General features: G+C 60.3%; 23 protein-coding genes. 10 read left to right on the top strand and 13 right to left on the bottom strand.

Annotated elements, in window-relative coordinates; all coding sequences use genetic code 11:
- Window positions 1–40: 40 nt before the first annotated feature.
- The 3 genes from KL786_RS12440 to xerD form a co-directional block, all read right to left on the bottom strand.
- The gene (locus tag KL786_RS12440) at window positions 41–1345 is read right to left on the bottom strand and encodes a homoserine dehydrogenase (protein ID WP_215517779.1); all 1305 of its coding nucleotides are present in this window, start codon (window positions 1343–1345) and stop codon (window positions 41–43) included.
- A gap of 125 nt (window positions 1346–1470) precedes the next feature.
- Window positions 1471–2202, bottom strand: a complete 732-nt coding sequence (dsbC, locus tag KL786_RS12445; RefSeq protein ID WP_032858241.1) for a bifunctional protein-disulfide isomerase/oxidoreductase DsbC — start codon at window positions 2200–2202, stop codon at window positions 1471–1473.
- 141 nt (window positions 2203–2343) lie between these two features.
- Complete coding sequence (gene xerD / locus KL786_RS12450) at window positions 2344–3240, bottom strand: site-specific tyrosine recombinase XerD (RefSeq protein ID WP_215517780.1); 897 nt, start codon at window positions 3238–3240, stop codon at window positions 2344–2346.
- A gap of 214 nt (window positions 3241–3454) precedes the next feature.
- On the opposite strand from xerD, the gene KL786_RS12455 reads away from it, so the two are divergent.
- Both KL786_RS12455 and KL786_RS12460 read left to right on the top strand, forming a co-directional pair.
- Window positions 3455–3838 (top strand): hypothetical protein, encoded by a 384-nt coding sequence (locus KL786_RS12455; RefSeq protein WP_215517781.1) that lies wholly within the window; start codon window positions 3455–3457, stop codon window positions 3836–3838.
- 233 nt (window positions 3839–4071) lie between these two features.
- On the top strand, window positions 4072–5865 hold the full coding sequence (locus KL786_RS12460) for a cation:proton antiporter (protein WP_215517782.1): 1794 nt from the start codon (window positions 4072–4074) through the stop codon (window positions 5863–5865).
- A gap of 237 nt (window positions 5866–6102) precedes the next feature.
- Here the strand turns inward: KL786_RS12460 and rplS are convergent, their stop codons facing one another.
- The 5 genes from rplS to ffh form a co-directional block, all read right to left on the bottom strand.
- Window positions 6103–6453, bottom strand: a complete 351-nt coding sequence (gene rplS, locus KL786_RS12465) for a 50S ribosomal protein L19 (protein WP_003175895.1) — start codon at window positions 6451–6453, stop codon at window positions 6103–6105.
- A gap of 45 nt (window positions 6454–6498) precedes the next feature.
- Window positions 6499–7272 carry a tRNA (guanosine(37)-N1)-methyltransferase TrmD gene (gene trmD / locus KL786_RS12470; protein ID WP_174553279.1) on the bottom strand — a complete coding sequence of 258 codons (774 nt, stop codon included), beginning with the start codon at window positions 7270–7272 and terminating at the stop codon, window positions 6499–6501.
- Complete coding sequence (gene rimM, locus KL786_RS12475; RefSeq protein WP_010565276.1) at window positions 7254–7790, bottom strand: ribosome maturation factor RimM; 537 nt, start codon at window positions 7788–7790, stop codon at window positions 7254–7256. The genes trmD and rimM overlap by 19 nt, the downstream gene beginning before the upstream one ends.
- Window positions 7791–7795: 5 nt before the next feature.
- Window positions 7796–8047 (bottom strand): 30S ribosomal protein S16, encoded by a 252-nt coding sequence (rpsP, locus tag KL786_RS12480; protein ID WP_003175899.1) that lies wholly within the window; start codon window positions 8045–8047, stop codon window positions 7796–7798.
- A 250-nt stretch (window positions 8048–8297) separates the two neighbouring features.
- Entirely contained in the window at window positions 8298–9674 is a 1377-nt protein-coding gene (ffh, locus tag KL786_RS12485; RefSeq protein ID WP_090290562.1) for a signal recognition particle protein, read from the bottom strand.
- A gap of 234 nt (window positions 9675–9908) precedes the next feature.
- Here ffh and KL786_RS12490 point away from each other — a divergent pair, with 234 nt between their 5' ends.
- The 3 genes from KL786_RS12490 to KL786_RS12500 all read left to right on the top strand — a co-directional run bounded on the left by KL786_RS12490 (window position 9909) and on the right by KL786_RS12500 (window position 13624).
- A complete protein-coding gene (locus KL786_RS12490) occupies window positions 9909–10721 on the top strand; it encodes a cytochrome C assembly family protein (RefSeq protein WP_029296177.1) in 813 nt (270 codons plus the stop codon).
- A gap of 12 nt (window positions 10722–10733) precedes the next feature.
- A complete protein-coding gene (locus KL786_RS12495; RefSeq protein ID WP_215517783.1) occupies window positions 10734–11972 on the top strand; it encodes a transporter associated domain-containing protein in 1239 nt (412 codons plus the stop codon).
- A gap of 341 nt (window positions 11973–12313) precedes the next feature.
- Window positions 12314–13624, top strand: a complete 1311-nt coding sequence (locus KL786_RS12500) for an MFS transporter (RefSeq protein ID WP_065943327.1) — start codon at window positions 12314–12316, stop codon at window positions 13622–13624.
- A 78-nt stretch (window positions 13625–13702) separates the two neighbouring features.
- Here the strand turns inward: KL786_RS12500 and purT are convergent, their stop codons facing one another.
- The 5 genes from purT to KL786_RS12525 all read right to left on the bottom strand — a co-directional run bounded on the left by purT (window position 13703) and on the right by KL786_RS12525 (window position 16938).
- Window positions 13703–14884, bottom strand: coding sequence for a formate-dependent phosphoribosylglycinamide formyltransferase (gene purT, locus KL786_RS12505; protein WP_215517784.1), 1182 nt, complete (start codon window positions 14882–14884; stop codon window positions 13703–13705).
- A gap of 69 nt (window positions 14885–14953) precedes the next feature.
- Window positions 14954–15421 (bottom strand): VUT family protein, encoded by a 468-nt coding sequence (locus KL786_RS12510; RefSeq protein ID WP_032858252.1) that lies wholly within the window; start codon window positions 15419–15421, stop codon window positions 14954–14956.
- A gap of 142 nt (window positions 15422–15563) precedes the next feature.
- Window positions 15564–15779 carry a DUF1289 domain-containing protein gene (locus KL786_RS12515; protein WP_215517785.1) on the bottom strand — a complete coding sequence of 72 codons (216 nt, stop codon included), beginning with the start codon at window positions 15777–15779 and terminating at the stop codon, window positions 15564–15566.
- On the bottom strand, window positions 15776–16300 hold the full coding sequence (locus KL786_RS12520) for a gamma carbonic anhydrase family protein (RefSeq protein ID WP_032858254.1): 525 nt from the start codon (window positions 16298–16300) through the stop codon (window positions 15776–15778). Before KL786_RS12520 ends, KL786_RS12515 begins: the two co-directional genes overlap by 4 nt.
- A 35-nt stretch (window positions 16301–16335) precedes the next feature.
- Entirely contained in the window at window positions 16336–16938 is a 603-nt protein-coding gene (locus KL786_RS12525; RefSeq protein ID WP_029296164.1) for a CoA pyrophosphatase, read from the bottom strand.
- Between the two features lie 146 nt (window positions 16939–17084).
- Between KL786_RS12525 and KL786_RS12530 the strand changes: the two genes are divergently transcribed.
- From KL786_RS12530 to KL786_RS12550, 5 genes are all read left to right on the top strand, one after another.
- Window positions 17085–17633, top strand: a complete 549-nt coding sequence (locus KL786_RS12530) for an NUDIX hydrolase (protein ID WP_215517786.1) — start codon at window positions 17085–17087, stop codon at window positions 17631–17633.
- 23 nt (window positions 17634–17656) lie between these two features.
- Window positions 17657–18160 carry a L,D-transpeptidase family protein gene (locus KL786_RS12535; RefSeq protein ID WP_029296160.1) on the top strand — a complete coding sequence of 168 codons (504 nt, stop codon included), beginning with the start codon at window positions 17657–17659 and terminating at the stop codon, window positions 18158–18160.
- 262 nt (window positions 18161–18422) lie between these two features.
- A complete protein-coding gene (locus tag KL786_RS12540) occupies window positions 18423–19181 on the top strand; it encodes a GntR family transcriptional regulator (protein ID WP_032858256.1) in 759 nt (252 codons plus the stop codon).
- A 9-nt stretch (window positions 19182–19190) separates the two neighbouring features.
- The gene (gene nagA / locus KL786_RS12545) at window positions 19191–20297 is read left to right on the top strand and encodes an N-acetylglucosamine-6-phosphate deacetylase (protein WP_215517787.1); all 1107 of its coding nucleotides are present in this window, start codon (window positions 19191–19193) and stop codon (window positions 20295–20297) included.
- Window positions 20290–20989: SIS domain-containing protein (locus KL786_RS12550; protein WP_215517790.1), on the top strand; the 700-nt coding region annotated here is incomplete at its 3' end. The genes nagA and KL786_RS12550, both read left to right, overlap by 8 nt.

A 20989-nucleotide genomic window follows, 5' to 3' on the forward strand; every position in this document is an offset into this window, starting at 1 on the left:
GCTCTTGCTTGCAGCGTGTGGCTGATAGCTTGCAGCTGCATTAATTAAGATGTTCGACGCGAATCCGTACCACCGGCCCGACCACGCCTTGCAGGGCTTCCAGTGCGGCGATGGCATCGTTCATGCGCTGTTCCAGCACGCGGTGGGTCAGCAGGATCATCGGCACCAGGCCGTCGTGCTCCTCGACTTCCTTCTGCATGATCGATTCGATGTTGATGCCGCGCTCCGAGAGGATGCTGGCCACCTGGGCCAACACGCCCGGATGATCCTTGGCCTGGATCCGCAGGTAGTAGGAACTTTCGCAGGCTTCGATCGGCAGGATCGGGTGGGCCGATAGCGAGTCCGGCTGGAACGCCAGGTGCGGCACGCGGTTTTCCGGGTCGCTGGTCATGGCACGGACCACGTCCACCAGGTCGGCGATCACCGACGAAGCGGTCGGTTCCATGCCGGCGCCGGCGCCGTAGAACAGGGTCGAACCAGCGGCATCACCGTTGACCATCACCGCGTTCATCACGCCATTGACGTTGGCGATCAGGCGATCGGCCGGAATCAGGGTCGGGTGCACACGCAGCTCGATGCCCGCCTCAGTACTACGCGCTACACCCAGGTGCTTGATGCGGTAGCCCAGGGCTTCGGCGTAGTTCACGTCGGCAGTGGTCAGCTTGGTGATGCCTTCGGTGTAGGCCTTGTCGAACTGCAGCGGGATGCCAAAGGCGATGGACGCCAGGATCGTCAGCTTGTGCGCCGCGTCGATGCCTTCCACGTCAAACGTCGGGTCGGCTTCGGCGTAACCCAGGGCCTGGGCCTCGGCCAGCACGTCTTCGAAGGTACGGCCCTTTTCGCGCATTTCGGTGAGGATGAAGTTGCCGGTGCCATTGATGATCCCCGCCACCCAGTTGATGCGGTTGGCCGACAGGCCTTCGCGGATCGCCTTGATCACCGGGATGCCACCGGCCACCGCCGCTTCGAACGCAACGATCACGCCCTTCTCACGGGCCTTGGCGAAGATTTCATTGCCGTGCACGGCAATCAGCGCCTTGTTGGCGGTGACCACGTGCTTGCCATTCTCGATGGCCTTGAGTACCAGCTCACGGGCGACGGTGTAGCCGCCGACCAGTTCAATGACGATGTCGATTTCAGGGTTTGTGGCCACGTCGAAGACATCGTTGGTAATCGCAATACCGGTTGTTTGGTACTGAGGCTTTGGCGTACGCATGGCAATTTGTGCCACTTCAATCCCACGCCCTGCACGGCGGGAAATTTCCTCAGCGTTACGCTGAAGTACGTTCAAGGTACCGCCACCGACGGTCCCTAACCCACAGATGCCTACTTTGACCGGTTTCACTGAAGCACTCCCCATGAAACGGCCGACTCAAGGTCGGCCGTGAAAACAGCCGCACAACTGCGGCTCGCTATTGATGACCCGTTGATTTGTCGCGGGTCTGACCGTCAAAGGCTCGACGATACTGCTTATTTGGCACCCAACGCCAGTTTGGCGATTTGTGGTGCCGGCTGGTAGCCCGGAATGACCTGGCCGTCAGCCAAAACGATGGCCGGCGTACCGTTCACGCCAATCGACTGGCCCAGGGCGAACTGCTTGGACACCGGGTTGGCACAGGCGGCAGCCTTGATGTCCTTGCCATCGACCATCTTGTCCATGGCGGCTTTCTTGTCAGCCGAACACCAGACCGCTTGCAACTGCTTGTCGCCCGGCGAACCCAGGCCTTGGCGCGGGAACGCAACGTAGCGTACTTCCACACCCATCTTGTTCAGCTCAGGCACTTCGGCGTGCAGCTTGTGGCAGTACGGGCATGTGGTGTCGGTAAATACGGTGATATGGGTCTTGGTTTCGCCAATGGCCGGGTACACCACGGTTTCTGCAACCGGAATACCGTTGATCAACTTGGACACGCCCAGGCGCTCGGCCTTCTCGGTGAGGTTGACCGGCTTGCCGTCTTTCAATTGGAACAGGTAGCCCTGGACGATGTACTGGCCGTCGGCACTGGCGTAGAGCACGCGGCTGCCCTTGAGCTTGACTTCATACAGGCCGGCCATGGGGCTGGCGCTGATGCTTTCGACCGGGGTTTCGAGCTGGAGGCTTTCCAGACTCTTACGGATTGTCTTCTCGGCGGCGTCATCGGCGACGGCAAAGGTTGAGACCAACGCAATAGCTGCGGCGGCAAAAATCTGGGTCAAGCGCATGGGAACTCCTGAAGGCAGATGCAGGGACGAAGGCCAGGACGCCGATCTGGAAACACGGCTCGGGACCGTCCCCTTTGCAAACCGGCAAAGCCTACCACAATTGGGCGCCAGGGCAGACGCCAGCGGCCAAATTGGGACCTGTCAGCCCCGTGGGTGATGTTTGGCATGCAGGTCCTGCAACCTTGCGCGCGCCACGTGGGTATAAATCTGCGTGGTGGACAAGTCGCTATGGCCCAGCAACATCTGCACCACCCGCAAGTCCGCGCCATGGTTGAGCAGATGCGTGGCAAAGGCATGGCGCAGGGTGTGGGGGGACAGCGACTTGCCGATCCCGGCCACCCTGGCCTGGTGCTTGATGCGGTGCCAGAAGGTCTGGCGGGTCATCTGCTCGCCGCGCAGGCTGGGGAACAGCACGTCACTGGGGCGCCCGCCGAGCAGTTCACTGCGGGCGTCGCGCATGTAGCGCTCGACCCACACAATCGCCTCTTCGCCCATGGGTACCAGGCGCTCCTTGCTGCCCTTGCCCATCACCCGCAACACGCCCTGGCGCAGGTTGACCTGTTCCAGGGTCAAGCTGATCAATTCGGTGACGCGCAGGCCGCAGGCGTACAACACCTCCAACATGGCGCGGTCGCGCTGGCCGATGGCTTCGCTCAAGTCCGGGGCGGCCAACAGGGCTTCGACATCAGCTTCCGACAGGGATTTAGGCAAAGGCCTACCCAGTTGTGGCATATCGACTTGTAGAGTGGGGTCGACGGCTATCAGCTTTTCACGCAATAGATAGCGATAAAAGCCACGCACACCCGAGAGAAATCTTGCGGTGGAGCGCGGCTTGTAGTTCTGCTCAAGCCGCCAGGCCAGGTGATCCAGGATCAACTCGCGCCCGGCATGGGCCAATTCCAGGTTTTTCTCCTGCAGCCAGCCGTTGAACAAGGCCAGGTCGCTGCGATACGACTGGCGGGTGTTGTCCGACAGGCCTTTTTCCAGCCAGAGGGCATCGAGGAAACGGTCAATCAGAGGATGGTCGATAGCAGGCATGGATGGCTCAAAATCTCTGAAAAGAAAACAACAATTTCAAATAAGCAAAATAACTGAGAACAATACCATTTTACAATTCGCCGCTTAAAGCAAAACCTCACAAAGCCCAAGTAAAAACCCGGAACCAAATCCAGATACTGAGCGACACAACAACAGCCGACCTTCGGCAAAACAGTTAGTCACTCAACGCTCGATTTTAAACACCGGAAAACCAATGAAAATTGATAACCACTTAAATATAAACCCTGCACAAATCAAAACAACAGACAACCGCTACTCAAACCACAGCGACAGCGAACGAATAAAACACCTGGAAAAAAACTTCGAGCGCTTTGCCGACCCAAGGCACCGCAATCAATTTGTAACCAGGCACTCGCTTACAGATGTCGCAGAACGAGATAAACATAGCAAAAACTATAACAAAGATGATTCAGAATTTGCAGGAAGTCTTTTATCCTCATCTCAGTTATTAGAAAGCATTACTGACTTCAAAAAACCCATCCGGCATGACGATGGCGTATTCATCAGCAAGTCTGATGTCAAACTATTTAACTCTAAAAAAGATAACCTTCAGCCACAAGATGGCATGTCTTATTAAGACCATCTACTACCACCTATATAAGGCACCTCTAGTACGCCCTTCTTTGGGTAAAACAAACACCAACCGAGTCAACACTTAACCCTGCAATACTCACTTAACGCATGAAAACAAATGCCTCGGATACTCCGGGGCGTTTACGTTGACGCGCAGCTTTGTGCAATTGATGAGTGAACTGTGACGAAGCCCGCTAGTCTTTCATAGCCTGCAACTTCAAGGAACAGGGAGCTTCAATGAACGAACAACAGATTCTGTTGGCTTTTGGCGGTATTGGCGCGGCGGCATTGGGCTGCCAATGGCTGGCCTGGCGCCTGAAACTGCCGGCGATCCTGTTTCTACTGCTGACCGGAATCCTCGTCGGCCCGGTGCTGGGCTGGCTCGACCCGCAGGAAATGTTCGGGCCGTTGCTGATGCCGCTGGTGTCCCTGGCGGTAGCGCTGATTCTGTTTGAGGGCAGCCTGACCCTGCACCTGTCGGAATGGAAAGAGATCGGCAGCGTGGTACACCGCCTGGTCACCGTCGGCGCGCTGTCGACCTGGGCGGTGATCACCGTCGCGACCCATTGGCTACTGGGTTTTGACTGGCTGCTGGCCTTGCTGTTCGGCACGCTGACCCTGGTGACCGGGCCGACGGTGATCGTGCCGATGCTGCGGGTGGTCCGGCCGAAAGCCTCGATCGCCAATATCCTGCGCTGGGAAGGCATTGTTATCGACCCGATTGGTGCGCTGCTGGCGGTGGTGGTCTACAGCTTTATCATCGCCCGCGCTTCCGGTGACGGCTTGAGCCATAGCCTGCTGACCTTTGCCGGGGTGATTGCCTGCGGCAGCGCGTTCGGCATTGCCGGCGGCTGGGCGCTGGGGCAGATCATGCGCCGGCAATGGCTGCCCGAATACCTGCACAACCTGGCGACCCTGGCTGCGGTGCTGGGGATCTTCATCGCGTCCAATCAAGTGATGCACGAATCCGGCCTGCTGGCGGTGACGCTGATGGGCATGTGGATGGCCAATATGAAGGGCGTCGACGTGCGGCATATCCTGCACTTCAAGGAGAACCTCAGTGTCTTGCTGATTTCCGGGCTGTTTATCCTGCTGGCCGCGCGCCTGGACCTCAACGCACTGATTGCCCTGGGGCCATTCGTGTTGATCCTGCTGCTGATCATTCAGTTTATTGCCCGCCCCTTGAACGTTGCGCTGTCGACCTTTGGCTCGAACCTGAACTGGCGGGAACGGGCATTGCTGGCGTGGATTGCCCCGCGTGGGATTGTGGCGGCGGCGGTGTCGGCAATTTTTGCAATCCGCCTGGATGAAGCCGGCCATGAGGGTGCGTTGCTGCTGGTGCCACTGACCTTCGCGGTGATTATCGGCACGGTGGTGCTACAAAGCGCCACCGCACGACCCTTGGCGCGCCTATTGAAAGTGGCTGAGCCGGCGCCGAGTGGCTTTCTGATTGTCGGCGCCAATGCTCCTGCGCGCATCCTGGGCAAGGCGCTCCAGCAGTTGGGCAGCCGGGTGCTGCTGACTGACTCCAGTTGGGAAAACATCCGTGCCAGCCGCATGGAAGGCCTGCCCACTTACTTCGGCAACCCGGCCTCGCAACATGCCGAATCCCACTTGGACCTGGTGGGCCTTGGCCATCTGCTGGCGCTATCACCCTCGGGCGAGCTGAACACCTTGGCCGCCATGCGTTTTCGTCATGAGTTCGGTCATCGGCTGTTTGCCCTGGCGAGCAGCCAGGAAAGCCGACGCACCGACAAACACCGGGCCAGCGGTGAGCATCGCGGGCAGCTACTGGGCAGCCAACCGCTGAGCTACACCAAACTGGCGAGCCTGTTGGGGCAAGGTGCCGAGTTGTACAGCACTAACCTGACCGAGGGTTTTGGCTGGGATGACTATCAGACGCTGCATGGCGAGCGGGCGACTTTGCTGTTTGCCCGCGATACCAACGGCTGGGTGCATGTGGTGACCCCTGAGAGCAGCTTGAAGCCAGTGGCCGGCTGGACGTTGTTGGCGGTAATCCAGCCCGCCTAAACCTGGCGAGCTGAAAACCTTGTAGGAGCTGTCGAGCTTCAGCGAGGCTGCGATAGCGGCGGTACTGGCACTGAAAATGTTGCCTGACCCACCGTCATCGCAGCCTCGCTGAAGCTCGACAGCTCCCACATGTGAATTTCGTCAATTCGAGCAATGCGTTCGCTACAGGTCCTGAGCAAATTTCAGGCACAAAAAAGCAGCCCGTAGGCTGCTTTTTTCTGCATCGGGAAGCTGGGCTTAAGCCAGTTTTTCCTTGATGCGAGCTGCTTTACCAGACAGGTCACGCAGGTAGTACAGCTTGGCTTTACGTACGTCACCGCGACGTTTAACGGCCATGCTGTCGATTTGCGGGCTGTAGGTCTGGAAAGTACGCTCTACGCCAACACCGTTGGAGATTTTACGAACAGTGAAAGCACTGTTCACACCACGGTTACGCTTGGCGATAACGACGCCTTCGAACGCTTGCAGACGCGAACGGTCGCCTTCCTTCACTTTCACCTGAACGACAATGGTGTCGCCCGGGGCAAAGGTAGGGATCTCTTTGGTCATCTGCTCTGCTTCGAGTGCAAGGATGATTTTGTTAGTCATGCTGTGCTCCTAAGGTAAATCGTCGGATTTACCATCGATACGTTGTTAACTATCGTCCCGCCCGAGGATGTATTCCTCAAGCAGCTTCTTCTCTTCTCCAGAAAGCGAGCGGCTTTCCAGAAGATCGGCGCGTCGTTCATAGGTCCGACCAAGGGACTGCTGTAAACGCCAACGCCGGATGTGTGCGTGATTGCCACTTAGCAATACGTCGGGAACACGCTGATCCGCATACACCTCCGGTCGGGTGTAGTGCGGGCAATCCAGCAAACCATCCGTGAAGGAATCTTCCTCCGCGGAGTCCGCATGCCCTAAAGCTCCAGGCAGCAGTCGTGTAACCGCATCTATCAGGACCATCGCCGGCAGCTCACCGCCAGACAAGACATAGTCCCCAATCGACCACTCTTCATCGACATGAGCTTCAATAAAACGCTCGTCAATGCCTTCATAGCGACCGGCAATCAGGATCAATGCTTCCTCATTCGCCAGACCGCGTACCGCCGACTGATTAAGCTGGCGGCCTTGAGGGGACAGGTAAATTACCTTCGCCTTCTCCCCTGCTGCTGCCTTGGCCTGAACCAGGGCGTCTTCCAGGGGCTTGATCTTCATCACCATGCCCGGGCCACCGCCAAATGGGCGATCGTCCACAGTGTGATGTCGATCCGTCGTGTAGTCTCGCGGGTTCCAACAGGTAAGCTGCAAGAGCCCCTGTTTCACCGCCCGACTGGTGATGCCGTACTCGCTGATGGCGGAAAACATCTCGGGAAACAAACTGATCACTTCAACGCGCAAGTTAGCCACGCTTAGAAGTCCGCATCCCATTCCACCTTCATCTCGCCCGCTGCCAGGTCGACGGCCAACACGCATTGCTCGGTATAGGGCAACAGGCGTTCGCGATCATCCAGGCTGCCAGCGCAAGGCTTGACCACCATTACATCATTGGCGCCGGTTTCCAGAAGATGATCGATTTTCCCGAGCAATTGCCCGAGTTGATCAATGACCTTCAGACCTTCCAGCTGGTACCAGTAGTACTCGCCGTCGGTCAATTCAGGGAACAGGTTGCGCGGCACGCAGATCTCATAACCGGCCAGAAGACGCGCTTCTTCACGATCATCGAGACCCTTGAGCTTTGCGACCAGGAACTTGTCGTTCCCGCGTCCACTGACCAGCTCGACCTGTTTCACACTACCTTCGCGCTTGAGCGTCCAGGTCTTGTACTGCAACAGGTTTTCAGTCGGATCAGTAAAGGAATACACCTTCACTTCGCCGCGAACGCCATGAACAGAGTAAATCTTGCCGATAACGATCAAATCATCAGCAACAGCTGGCGTCGCGTTCATATTGCTCAGGCTGCGGCCTTAGCCGAGTCCTTCAACAACTTGGCAACACGCTCGGAAGGCTGTGCACCAACGCTCAGCCAGTAGGCTACGCGCTCTTGGTTCACGGACAGACGAACTTCTTGACCACGAGCAACAGGGTTGAAGAAACCAACCTGTTCCTTGTGCGAACCGTCACGCGGGTTGCGGCTGTCGGTTACGGTCAAGTGGTAAAACGGGCGCTTTTTGGAGCCGCCAAGGGCAAGACGGATTGTTAGCATGTGAACATCGTTCCTGTAGTCGGTGCTGCAAATCTAAATGCACAGCGGGCATGGGTGCCCGAAAGGCCGCATATTCTAAGGAATATCCGGACTTTTGCAAATGTCTTTTTCCGGCGCCTGACCGCGTGCCATTCAGATCTGCTATAGAGCCGTCGGTTAAAACGGCGAGTCAGCTCCCGCCAACGGCGGGTTTGCTGGAGATCCCACATCCCTGTGGGTCTGCGCAAGAGCAAGCCCTTGCGCGAATTCTTTACATTTTAGGCATGCCGCGACCGGGCATCATGCCACCCATGCCGCGCATCATTTTGGCCATGCCGCCTTTGGCCGAGAATTTCTTCATCATCTTCTGCATCTGCTTGTGCTGCTTGATCAAGCGACCAATGTCCTGCACCTGGGTGCCGGAACCCATGGCGATCCGACGCTTGCGCGAACCACTGATCAGCTCAGGGTCGCGGCGCTCGGCCGGGGTCATGGAGTTGATGATGGCTTCCATCTGCTTGAACTGCTTCTCTGCCGCGCCCTGGGCATTGCCCATTTGCGCCAGGTTCACACCGCCCATGTTCGGCAGCTTGTCCATCAGGCCGCCAAGGCCGCCCATGTTCTTCATCTGTTGCAACTGGTCGCGGAAGTCTTCGAGGTCGAAGCCCTTGCCCTTCTTCAGCTTCTTGGCCAGTTTGTCGGCCTTGTCCTTGTCGAGGGTCTGCTCGGCCTGCTCGATCAGGCTGAGCACGTCGCCCATGCCAAGGATCCGCGAGGCGATCCGCTCTGGGTGGAACGGTTCGAGCGCTTCGGTCTTCTCGCCCATACCGATGAACTTGATCGGCTTGCCGGTGATTGCGCGCACCGACAGTGCGGCACCGCCACGGGCATCACCGTCGACCTTGGTCAGGATCACGCCGGTCAGCGGCAGTGCGTCACCAAAGGCCTTGGCGGTGTTGGCCGCGTCCTGGCCGGTCATGGCGTCGACCACGAACAGGGTTTCTACCGGGTTGATCGCGGCATGCAGCGCCTTGATCTCGCCCATCATCTCTTCATCGATGTGCAGGCGACCGGCGGTATCGACGATCACCACGTCGATAAACTTGAGCTTGGCTTCTTTAATAGCGGCGTTGGCAATGTCGACCGGCTTCTGGCTCAGGTCGGACGGGAAGAATGTCACGCCGACTTCACCGGCGAGCATTTCCAGCTGCTTGATCGCGGCCGGACGGTATACGTCGGCCGACACCACCATCACGGATTTTTTCTTGCGCTCTTTAAGGAAGCGCGCCAGCTTGGCAGCGGTAGTGGTTTTACCCGCACCCTGCAAACCGGCCATCAGCACAACGGCCGGCGGCACGGCGCTGAGGTTCAAATCTTCGTTGGCCGCGCCCATCAGGCTTTCGAGTTCGGCCTGTACGACCTTCACAAAGGCCTGGCCCGGCGTCAGGCTGCGGGACACTTCAGTGCCGACCGCACGCTCCTTGACCGAGTTGACGAAATCCTTGACCACAGGCAAGGCGACGTCGGCTTCCAGCAACGCCATGCGCACTTCGCGCAGGGTGTCTTTAATATTGTCCTCGGTCAGCTTGGCCTTGCCGGTGACATGGCGCAGCGTCTGCGAGAGACGGTCAGTCAGATTTTCAAACATGCGCGATCCTTTCAGGCCCTATTCATCGAAATGCATTGGTAGACCGAGGTAATGGCGGCCCAGGCTGTGATAAATCGCTATTAAAAACAGCGCTCGGCGAGCCTGCGGCGTGGGCAGGTCGCGGATTATAGCGAAGACTGTCGCCATGCACACCCGCTGTCTGGCCCGGTGGTCTTTCGTGGAACGCAGGTGTGTGCCAAACTCATCGGCTTTCGGGCTTGCCTAACAGGATTTATGCTCCCTTTGTCACCCAGTTTGCTACCCAGTCTCGCCGCCGCACTCTTGTATGCCGCTGCGACCCTCTATCAGGGCACCCGCCTGGCCCAACGCGCCAGGGCGGACAAACGCCTGCTGGCCGGGCTTGGCGTGCTCGCCCTGCTGGCCCACGCTGCCAGCCTGTTCACCCACCTGATGACCCCGGTGGGCCTGGGCCTGGATTTTTTCAGCGCCGCCAGCCTGATTGCCGCCGCCGTGATTGCCTTGACGCTGCTGGCCTGCGCGCGGATCCCGGTAGAAAACCTGCTGTTGCTGCTGTTCCCCCTGGGCATGCTGACGGTGCTGCTGGCGCAGTTCGCCCCCACCGGCACGGTGCAGGTGATTGACGAGGAGCCGGGCATCCTCGCGCATATCCTGCTGTCGATCCTGGCCTATGGCATGTTCACCATTGCGGTGTTCCAGGCCTTGCTGCTGCTGTTGCAGGATCACCAGCTCAAGCACAAGCACCCGTCCGGGCTGATCAAGAACTTCCCGCCGCTGCAGACCATGGAAAGCCTGCTGTTCGGCTTCCTCTGGGCCGGCTGGACGCTGTTGTCGCTGTCGCTGATTTCCGGCTGGCTGTTCGTCGAGAACCTGTTCGCCCAGCATCTGGTACACAAGACCCTGCTGGCGTGCCTGGCCTGGGTGGTGTTCAGCGTGCTGTTGTGGGGCCGTAACCGCCTCGGCTGGCGTGGGCACAAGGCTATCCGCTGGACCCTGGCCGGCTTCTGCCTGTTGATGCTGGCGTATTTCGGCAGCAAGCTGGTTCGCGAATTCATCCTGCATATCTGACGGGCAGCGATTATGGACAATTTGCCCCTTGAGCCCATGCTCGCGGTAGTGGCCCTGCTGGTCTTATGGTCGGCGCTGTTTACCGCCATCGAAGCGGCCCAGCACCACTTGCTAGCCTTGCGCCCCGGCACGCGCCAGGGTGACAAGGCCGCCGCCCGCCTCAGCTTCCCCCGCAACAGCCTGATCCTGTGCAATACCTTGTGCCGTGCGGTGGTGGTAATCCTCTGCACCCTGCTGGCGATCTATGCCTGGGCCGAAAACGGTCCCTGGCTCGGCTGGCTGATCTCCAGTGCGCTGCTGCTGGTGCTGGCCGACTATCTGCCACGCACCCTCGCCACCCGCTATCCACATGCAGTGCTGGGGTTTGGCAATACACTGCTGGGCATACCGCTGAAAATCCTCTACCCCCTGGCCTGGCTGCTCAATGGCATCAGTTTGCTGTTGCTGCGCCCTTTCGCCCGCAAGCCCGGGGTCGTCAAGAACAGCGACGAGCCACAGCCCGACCACGCCGACGAGCAGGCCACGGACGACAGCGAAGACCGTGCCCAGGGCATGCCCGGCATCCATGCCCTGGACAACATCACCGTCAATGACATCCTGGTGCCGCGCAGTGAAGTCGACGGCATCAACCTCGACGACCCCATCGAAGACATCATCGAACAACTGCGCACCTCCCAGCGCACGCGGCTACCGGTGTTCCACAGCGATATCAACCAGGTCGAGGCGGTGCTCAACACCCGGCAGATCCAGCATCTGTTGCCCGATGCCAGCCTGACCAAGGACGCCCTGCTGGCAGCCTGCCATGAACCGTACTTCGTCCCGGAAAGCACGCCACTGCAGCTGCAGCTGCTGAATTTCCACAAACAGCAACGCCGCCTGGGCATGGTGGTGGACGAATACGGCGAAGTGCTGGGCATCGTCACCCTGGAAGACATCCTGGAAGAGATCGTCGGCGAATTCGAAAGCGAACAGAGCCTGGACAACCCGCTGATCCAGGCCCAGCCAGACGGACGTTATGTGATTGACGGCGCGGTATCGATCCGTGAATTGAACAAGTGCCTGGGTTGGCACCTGCCCAGCGATGGCCCCAAGACCCTCAACGGCCTGGTGACCGAAGCCCTGGAGACCATTCCCGATTGCGCGGTGTGCCTGAAGATCGGCCGCTATCGCCTGGAAATCCTTGAGACCGAGGACAACCGGGTGAGCAAGGTGCTGATCTGGCATATCGGTTCGGCACCGATCGCCAACTGACTCACCGTGGATGGGCTTGTGCGGGCTCGCCCGCGATAGCATCACCTCGGTATCACTGATACACCGAGGCGCCTGCATCGCGGGCAAGCCCGCTCCCACATTTGATCTCCTGCGTTCGCACCTCTTGTTGTATCCGCGCGCGCCTTCCTATAATCGATCCAGCTTACCCAAGCCCCGCCCGACCGCGTGCTATCCGCACTGAGCGTGTCCAGGCATCGTTTTATCGAGTCTGACCGGCACTCGCTCCCATCCCGAGTCGATGCCGCGCACTGCCCTGATCCCTGGGTGCAAGACCAATAACAATCCGCGCCAAAGGCGCAATGACCATCAGGGATACCTCAATGAGCACCACCTATGACGAGGCCGCGCCCGCCGCCCCGACCAACTCGACCAGCCGGGTCGCGACCGCGAGCATCATCGGCACGGCCATCGAGTTCTACGACTTCTATATCTATGCCACGGCCGCTGCGCTGGTAATCGGCCCGGTGTTCTTCCCGCAGAGCTCCGGCACCGCGCAGATGCTGGCGGCGTTCCTGACCTTCGGTATCGCGTTTATCGCCCGGCCACTGGGCTCGGCGCTGTTCGGGCACTTCGGTGACCGCATCGGGCGCAAGTCGACGCTGGTCGCCTCTCTTTTGTTGATGGGCGTCTGTACCACGTTGATCGGCTTGCTGCCCGGCTACGACTCCATTGGCGCCTGGGCGCCGATCCTGCTCTGCGTATTGCGTTTCGGCCAGGGCCTGGGCCTGGGCGGCGAATGGGGTGGCGCGGCCTTGCTGGCCACCGAGAACGCGCCCAAGGGCAAGCGCGCCTGGTTCGGCATGTTCCCGCAATTGGGGCCTTCCATTGGTTTCCTGGCGGCCAACGGGCTGTTCCTGATCCTGGCCATGAACCTGGACGACGAACAATTTCGCAGTTGGGGCTGGCGCATTCCATTCCTGCTCAGCGCAGCGTTGGTAATGGTCGGCCTGTATGCGCGCCTGAAGCTGCATGAAACCCCGGTGTTCGCCAACGCGGTCGCCAAGGAAAAACCGGTGAAAGTGCCGCTGGTGGAACTGTTCAGCCAGCATTGGTTGCAGGTGTTGCTGGGCGCGGCGGCGATGGTGGTGTGTTATGCGCTGTTCTACATCACCACAGCATTTTCCCTGAGTTACGGTGTGAGCACCCTGGGCTACAGCCGCGAAACCTTCCTTGCGCTGCTGTGCTTTGCCGTGTTGTTCATGGGCGCGGCCACGCCGCTGGCAGCCCTGGCCAGTGACCGTTATGGGCGCAAACCGGTGTTGATAGTCGGTGCGGTGCTGGCGATTCTTTCCGGCTTTACCATGGAACCGCTGCTGACTCACGGCTCAACCTGGGCGGTGGCGTTGTTCCTGTGCCTGGAACTGTTCCTGATGGGCGTGACATTTGCGCCTATGGGGGCGTTGTTGCCGGAATTGTTCCCGACACGCGTGCGTTATACCGGGGCTTCGGCGGCGTATAACCTGGGCGGGATCGTGGGGGCTTCGGCCGCACCGTTTTTCGCGACCAAACTGGTGGCGATGGGTGGCCTGAGTTATGTCGGCGGGTATGTGTCGGCGGCAGCGTTGCTCAGCTTGATTGCGGTGCTGTGCCTGAAAGAGACGCGGGATAATGATTTGAACAAGGTCGCCTGATAGACCGCTATCGCGGGCAAGCCCGCTCCCACACTGGGAATGTATCCAAATGTGGGAGCGGGCTTACCCGCGATGCTTTTAGAGCTCTACAACCACAGCCTGTGAGGCACGGGTCGCCTTGGCTCGGGCAGCCTCGATCGACTCATCCCGCGCCAACGCCACGCCCATGCGGCGCTGGCCATTCACTTCTGGCTTGCCGAACAGACGCAGCGCGGTATCCGGCTCGCTCAAGGCGGCACCGAGATTGGCGAACGCAGCCTGGGTCGACTGCCCTTCCACCAGAATCACCGCCGACGCCGATGGCCCGAACTGGCGGATCAACGGAATCGGCAACCCCAGAATCGCCCGCGCATGCAAGGCAAACTGCGACAAGTCCTGGGAAATCAAGGTCACCAGGCCCGTGTCATGCGGGCGCGGCGAGACTTCGCTGAACCACACCTGGTCGCCCTTGATGAACAACTCCACACCAAACAGGCCACGACCGCCCAACGCCTCGGTCACAGCCTTGGCGACGCGCTCGGATTCGGCCAGGGCCACCGGGCTCATGGCCTGGGGCTGCCAGGACTCTTGATAGTCGCCCTTCTCCTGGCGGTGGCCGACAGGTGCGCAGAAAGTGGTGCCGCCGACGTGACGCACGGTCAGCAGAGTGATTTCGTAATCGAAGTCGATAAACCCTTCGATAATCACCCGGCCCTTGCCGGCACGCCCGCCTTCCTGGGCGTAGTCCCAGGCTTTCTGCACATCGTCGGCACTGCGCAACAGGCTCTGGCCCTTGCCCGACGAACTCATCACCGGCTTGACCACACAAGGGAAGCCCAGATCTTCGACGGCCTTGCGGTAGTCTTCCACGGTGTCGGCGAAGTGGTACGGCGAGGTCGGCAGATCCAGCTCTTCAGCAGCCAGGCGACGAATGCCCTCACGGTTCATGGTCAGCAGCGCCGCACGGGCGGTAGGGATCACGGTGAAACCTTCGGCTTCCAGCTCCACCAGGGTACCGGTGGCGATGGCTTCGATTTCCGGCACGATGAAGTGCGGCTTTTCAGCCTCGATCACCGCCCGCAGGGCCGCGCCGTCGAGCATGTTGATCACATGGCTGCGATGCGCCACTTGCATGGCCGGCGCGTTGGCGTAGCGATCCACGGCAATCACTTCAACGCCCAGGCGCTGCAGCTCGATTACCACTTCCTTGCCCAGTTCACCGCAGCCACACATCAATACGCGGGTCGCGGTTGGCGACAATGGAGTTCCGATTCGGGTCATCTCAGGTCCTCAGGGGAGCGGATCAGGGGGAGAAAGGCCGGCATTTTACATGAACGGCAGCAATTGGCCTCAGTTGGCGAGCCGCTGGCGACGCAAACGCCAGGCCATCGCCAGCCACACCACGGTGACCCCGGCAAATTTCGAGGCCAGGGCGGTGCCGACCACAGCGGGTGTCAACGCGCCAATCAGGCCAAAAAAGATAAAGGTATCGAGGGGAATGCTCAGTGCCGAACTGATCCACAGGCGGTCATGCAACGGGCGCTTGGTGATGCTGAAGACCAGCCAGTCAATGCACTCGGACACTGCGAACGCCGTGGCGCTGGCCAGGGCGATGGACGGATCGGAGGTGAGGTAGGACAGCACCAGTGCCGCGAGCATGGCGATGATCGCCCCGTGGCCGAAGCGCGTTTGCACCATGTCCCGCAGGATAAACACCAGGCCACCCCAGGCGGACCAGATGACGTCCAGGTGCGGGGCGGTGGAAAAGGCGAAGTTGATCAGCACGACGCTGCTGATGTAGGCGATCAGGAAGAGCATGGGGCGAGGGACCTGTGGGTAATGCGCACAGGGTACACAATTAAAGGGATGTCGTCTGGAAGGGCCCCTTCGCGAGCAAGCCCGCTCCCACATTTGGAATGCATTCCAATGTGGGAGCTGGCTTGCTCGCGATAGCGGTCTATCAGGCGCCAGATTTACCAGGAATCATCCATACCACCCCGCTGGCCAGCGCCCGCTCATGACACAACCCCAGCACCACCCGCCGCTCGGCGTTGTCCATGCGGCTCCAACGGGTGATTTCGTCGACATTGCGCTGGCAACCGGTGCAGATATCGTCGTCATCCAACGCACAAATGCTCACGCAGGGCGAGGCGACGGGGCGTTCAACTGCACTCATTCTTCCTGCTCGACCAGATCACGGGCATAGCGCTGGGAGTTATGCACATAGTGCGCAGCACTGGCCTCAAGCATGTTTTTCTGCTGCTCGGTCAATTCCCGCACCACCTTGCCGGGCGAGCCCATCACCAGCGAGCCGTCAGGGATTTCCTTGCCCTCGCCGATCAACGAATTGGCGCCGATGATGCAGTGCCGGCCGATTTTTGCACCGTTAAGAATCACCGCGTTGATACCGATCAGGCTGTAGTCGCCAACGGTGCAACCATGCAGCATAGCGTTGTGCCCCACCGTCACGCCGGTGCCCAGGGTCAGCGGGTAGCCCATGTCGGTGTGCATCACGCTGCCGTCCTGCACGTTGCTGTTCTTGCCGATCAGGATCAGTTCGTTGTCGCCACGCAACACCGCGTTGAACCAGACGTTGGCCCCCTCCTCCAGCTTGACCTTGCCTACCAGCGTGGCATTGGGCGCCACCCAACTGTGCGGATGGGTCTCGACGCGGGCATCGCCCAGGCGGTATTTCATGGTCTTCCCTCACGGCTTGCCATTCAAACGATGGCTTAAGTATTGATAAAGCTTTTTGGCGGACGGTGCAGGCTGATGTCGGCATCGTCATAGAGCAGGTTGATCAACTCGACGATCATGATCGCCGTCAAGCCCCAGATCTTGTACTCACCAAAGCGATAGCTGGGCACATACCAACTGCGGCCCTGGTAATCGATACGGTGGGTGTGCTCGCGCGGGTCCTGGCGGAAAAACTCCAGGGGCACGCTGAATACCGCGGCAATCTCGGCATCGTTGGCCAGGTACTCGACGTAATCGGGAATCACCCCCACATACGGGGTCACGCGGATGCCATGCAGGGAGATCAGCGGGCTCAAGGGGCCGATCACTTCCACCAGGCCCGGTGGCAGGCCGATTTCCTCTTCGGCCTCGCGCAACGCGGTGAACACCAGATCGGGGTCTTCGGGGTCGCGGCGCCCACCCGGGAACGCCACTTCGCCGCCATGGGTCGACAGGCCGCTGGCACGCAGGGTCAGGATCAGCTCGGGTTCGTCACTGCGGGTAATCGGCACCAGTACAGCGGCCTCAGGGAAACGGCCGTCAGTTTCCAGCGTGCGTGGTGTGTGATTGCTTACCCGGCGAAGTAGCTCGTCCAGCATGAGTCATCTCGATCTGTTGGCTACCTTGCATCATGCACCAAAGCGTACGGGTGCCCAACCCCAAAACCCTGGCGGTGTCGCTAAACGACAACTTGCAGGCCACTGCCCTGCACGCCAAGATAGGCGCAGTCCCCAGGAACCCAAGCATGAACTTCTGCAGCCAGTGCGGTAAACCGGTCACCCAGCGCATTCCCGAAGGCGACGCACGCCTGCGTTATGTGTGTGACCACTGTCAGACCATTCACTATCAGAATCCCAATATCGTCGCCGGCACCCTGCCGGTCTGGGGCAACCAGGTGTTGCTGTGCCGGCGCGCCATCGAACCGCGCCTGGGCTTCTGGACCCTGCCCGCAGGTTTTATGGAGAACGGCGAGACCGTCGAACAGGGCGCCATGCGCGAAACCCTGGAGGAAGCCTGCGCCAGGGTGCGCAACCTGAGTATCTACACGCTGATCGATGTCCCGCACATCAGCCAGGTGCATATCTTCTACCGGGCCGAACTGATCGACCTGGACTTTGCCGCCGGCCCCGAGAGCCTGGAAGTCAGGCTGTTCGACGAAGCCGACATCCCTTGGTCCGAGCTGGCTTTCCGCACGGTCAAGCGTACCTTAGAATGCTTTTTCGCCGACCGTCGGCAACAGGTGTTCCCCGTGCGCAGCGAATCGGTGCCGCCCCTGACTCAACCGGCGCAATAAGCCTTTATACGGATATCGTTTCAATGCGTTGGTTGCTTGCCCTGCTCTGCCTGTCGTTCGCCAGCCTGTCGTGCGCCACCACCCTGCAAACCCTGGGCGGTAAACCCGTCGAGAAGATCCTGGTGCTCAAGTCTGCCCATCAGTTGCAACTGATCAACGACGGCAAGCCGCTCAAGACCTACCGCATTTCCCTGGGCAAGAACCCCAAGGGCCACAAGCTGATCGAAGGCGACCGCCGCACCCCGGAAGGCTTCTACTGGATCGACTGGCGCAAGACCAGCGACCGCTTCAACCTCTCCATGCATATCTCCTACCCCAATATCAGCGATGCCGCCCGCGCCCGTCGCGAGGGGGTCAAGCCCGGCAGCATGATCATGATCCACGGCACGCCAGACAGTGAGGAATACCCCGAACAGTGGTTCCACACCCTGGACTGGACCGACGGCTGCATCGGCATGCGCAATGTCGACATGCGCGAAGTGTGGAACCTGGTCAAGGACGGCACGATGATCGAGATCCGCCCGTAACCTTCGACCGTTCGTAAAATAATTCAAAAAAAACCTGCCTCCCCCACAGCCCCTGCCGGTGAATACCATTTCACTGCCAGGGGCTGCGTCTTTCTGCGCGCCATAAAGACCTCTCTAATACCACTTGATACCAGGCACCTTTAAGGGGCTTGAAAACAGGCATCTGCACGCTTTTAGCAGCATTGACATGGTATTTAAGTGGTATTAATTTCCAGCCAATACCGGGCGACAACACTCCAATAACCGCATCGGAAACCTACAGATGAATCCTATCCAGGCCCTGCGCCCCGACGACAAACAATCCACGCCGCTTTATCTGCAACTGGCCCGCAGCCTGGAAGCAGCGATTCATGCCGGGCAATGGAAATCCGAGCAGGCCTTGCCCTCGGAACGCGTGCTCAGCGAACAACTGAGCATTTCCCGGGTCACCGCCCGCAAAGCCCTGGAAGTGTTGTTCGCCCAAGGGCTGATCCGTCGTAACCAGGGCTCCGGCACCTTTATCACGCCGCGCCTGGAACAACCGCTGTCGCGCCTTTCGGGGTTCAGCGAGATGCTGCGGCTCAAGGGCTTTGTCCCCGGCTCCCAGTGGCTGGAGCGGGAAATCACCCCGCCGACCCATGAAGAACTGATCCGCCTGTGCCTGTCGCCCACCGACAAAGTGGCGCGCCTCAAGCGCCTGCGCAAAGCCGATGACACCGTCATGGCCATCGAGATGAGCGCCCTGCCGGCCTCGCTCATTCCCAAGCCCCAGGCCATCGGCTGCTCGCTCTATGAACACCTGGAATCCATCGGCAAACCGGTGGTGCGCGCCCTGCAGCATATCCAGGCAATCAACGCCTCGGACGAATTCGCCGCCCTGGTGGGCATCGCCCCCGGCACCGCCATGCTGCTGATGACCCGGGTCGGCTACACCGCCGACAACACGCCGATCGAGATCACCGACACCTACTGCCGCAACGATTACTACGACTTTGTCGCAGAGCTGCGTCGATACGACTTTGCCGCCGAGTTGCGGCCTTAGAGAACTGCCATGTCCGAAGACAATATCCTCACGCCCCACGGCTGGATTCGCGGCCGCCTGGTGCACCACGAAGGCAAGGTCAGCGCCGTCGAAGGCGTGCCTTGCGATCCGGCCGACAACGATCTGCCCTACTTGCTGCCGGGTTTTATCGACCTGCATGTGCACGGCGGCGGTGGCAAGGACATCATGGAAGGCCGCAGCGCCTTCGAGACCATCACCCGCACCCATGTGCGTTTCGGCACCACTTCGTTGCTGGCCACCACCATGACTGCCCCGGTCGAGGAGATCTCCCGGGTGCTCGGCGAACTCGGCCAGTTCTGCGAAAACCGCCCGGCCGGCAGCGCCCGTGTACTGGGCGTACACCTGGAAGGTCCCTACATCAATCCCGGCAAACTCGGCGCACAACCCAACTTCGCCCACACCGCATTGATGGCCGAGGTCGAGGAGTACTTGCGCCTGGCACCGATCCGGGTGATCACCATTGCCCCGGAAATCGCCGGCCATGACGGCCTGATCCGCGCCCTCAGCCAGCGCGGCGTGCGCATGCAGATCGGCCACACCCTGGGCAGCTATGAAGAAGGCGTCGCCGCCCTGGCCGCCGGCGCTACCAGCTTCACCCATTTGTACAACGCCATGAGCCCGCTGCATCACCGCGAGCCGGGCATCGTCGGCGCGGCATTGGCCCATGCGACCTACGCAGAACTGATCCCGGACCTGCTGCACGTGCATCCCGGCGCCATGCGCGTGGCCCTGCGCTCGATCCCGTGCCTGTACTGCGTCACCGACTCCACCGCCGCCGCCGGCATGCCCGACGGTGAATACAAGCTGGGCAGCCATACCGTGACCAAATGCCTGGGCGGCGTACGCCTGGCCGACGGCACCCTGGCCGGCAGCACCCTGACCATGGATCAGGCGCTGCGCAACCTGGTGAAGATCGGCCTGCCTATCAACGAAGCTTCACAGCGCCTGTCGCAATTTCCTGCGGACTATCTGGGCCTGGAACAACGCGGCCGTCTGCAACCCGGCAGCTTTGCCGACTGCGTGCGCCTGGACCGCTCCCTGCACCTCACCGACGTAATGGTCGAAGGAGAAACCATTGACTTCAAAAATGCTTGAAGAGGCCCTGGCCTCCTGTGAGGCCGTCGCGGCCCAATTGCAATGCCTCGACCCGCTGCTGGCCGAGGTCGCCGGTCGCCTGCGCCGCCAGCCGCCGCAAGTGGCAATGACCATCGCCCGTGGCAGCTCGGACCACGCCGCCAGTTACTTCGCCTACCTGGCCATGCAGCACGTGGGCATTCCGGTGGCGTCGCTGCCAATGTCCGTGGTGACGCTGTCGCAGGCGCCGCTGAAAGTCAGCGGCCAGGTAGCCTTTGGTTTCTCCCAATCGGGGCAGAGCCCGGACCTGGTCAACAGCCTGCGCCTGCTGCGCAAGCGCGGCGCGTTGAGTGTGTCGCTGGTCAACGCCGAGGACTCGCCCCTGGAGGCTGCGTGTGAATTCCATGTACCGCTGTGCGCAGGCCCCGAGCGCAGCGTGGCCGCGACCAAGAGCTTTATCGCCACCTTGAGCGCCAGCGCCCAGTTGGTCGGCCACTGGAATCAGGAAGATGGTCTGCTCGAAGCCTGTCACGCCTTGCCTGCGGGCCTGCGCGAAGCGGCGACCCAGGACTGGAGCCTGGCCATCGACGCCCTGCGCGACTGCCAACGCCTGATGGTCATCGGCCGTGGCGCCGGGTTTGCCATCGCCCAGGAAGCTGCGCTCAAACTCAAGGAAACCTCGGCGATCCAGGCCGAAGCCTTCAGCAGCGCCG

This window comes from Pseudomonas sp. TAE6080, assembly GCF_018732265.1.
GTDB classification, from domain to species: domain Bacteria; phylum Pseudomonadota; class Gammaproteobacteria; order Pseudomonadales; family Pseudomonadaceae; genus Aquipseudomonas; species Aquipseudomonas brenneri.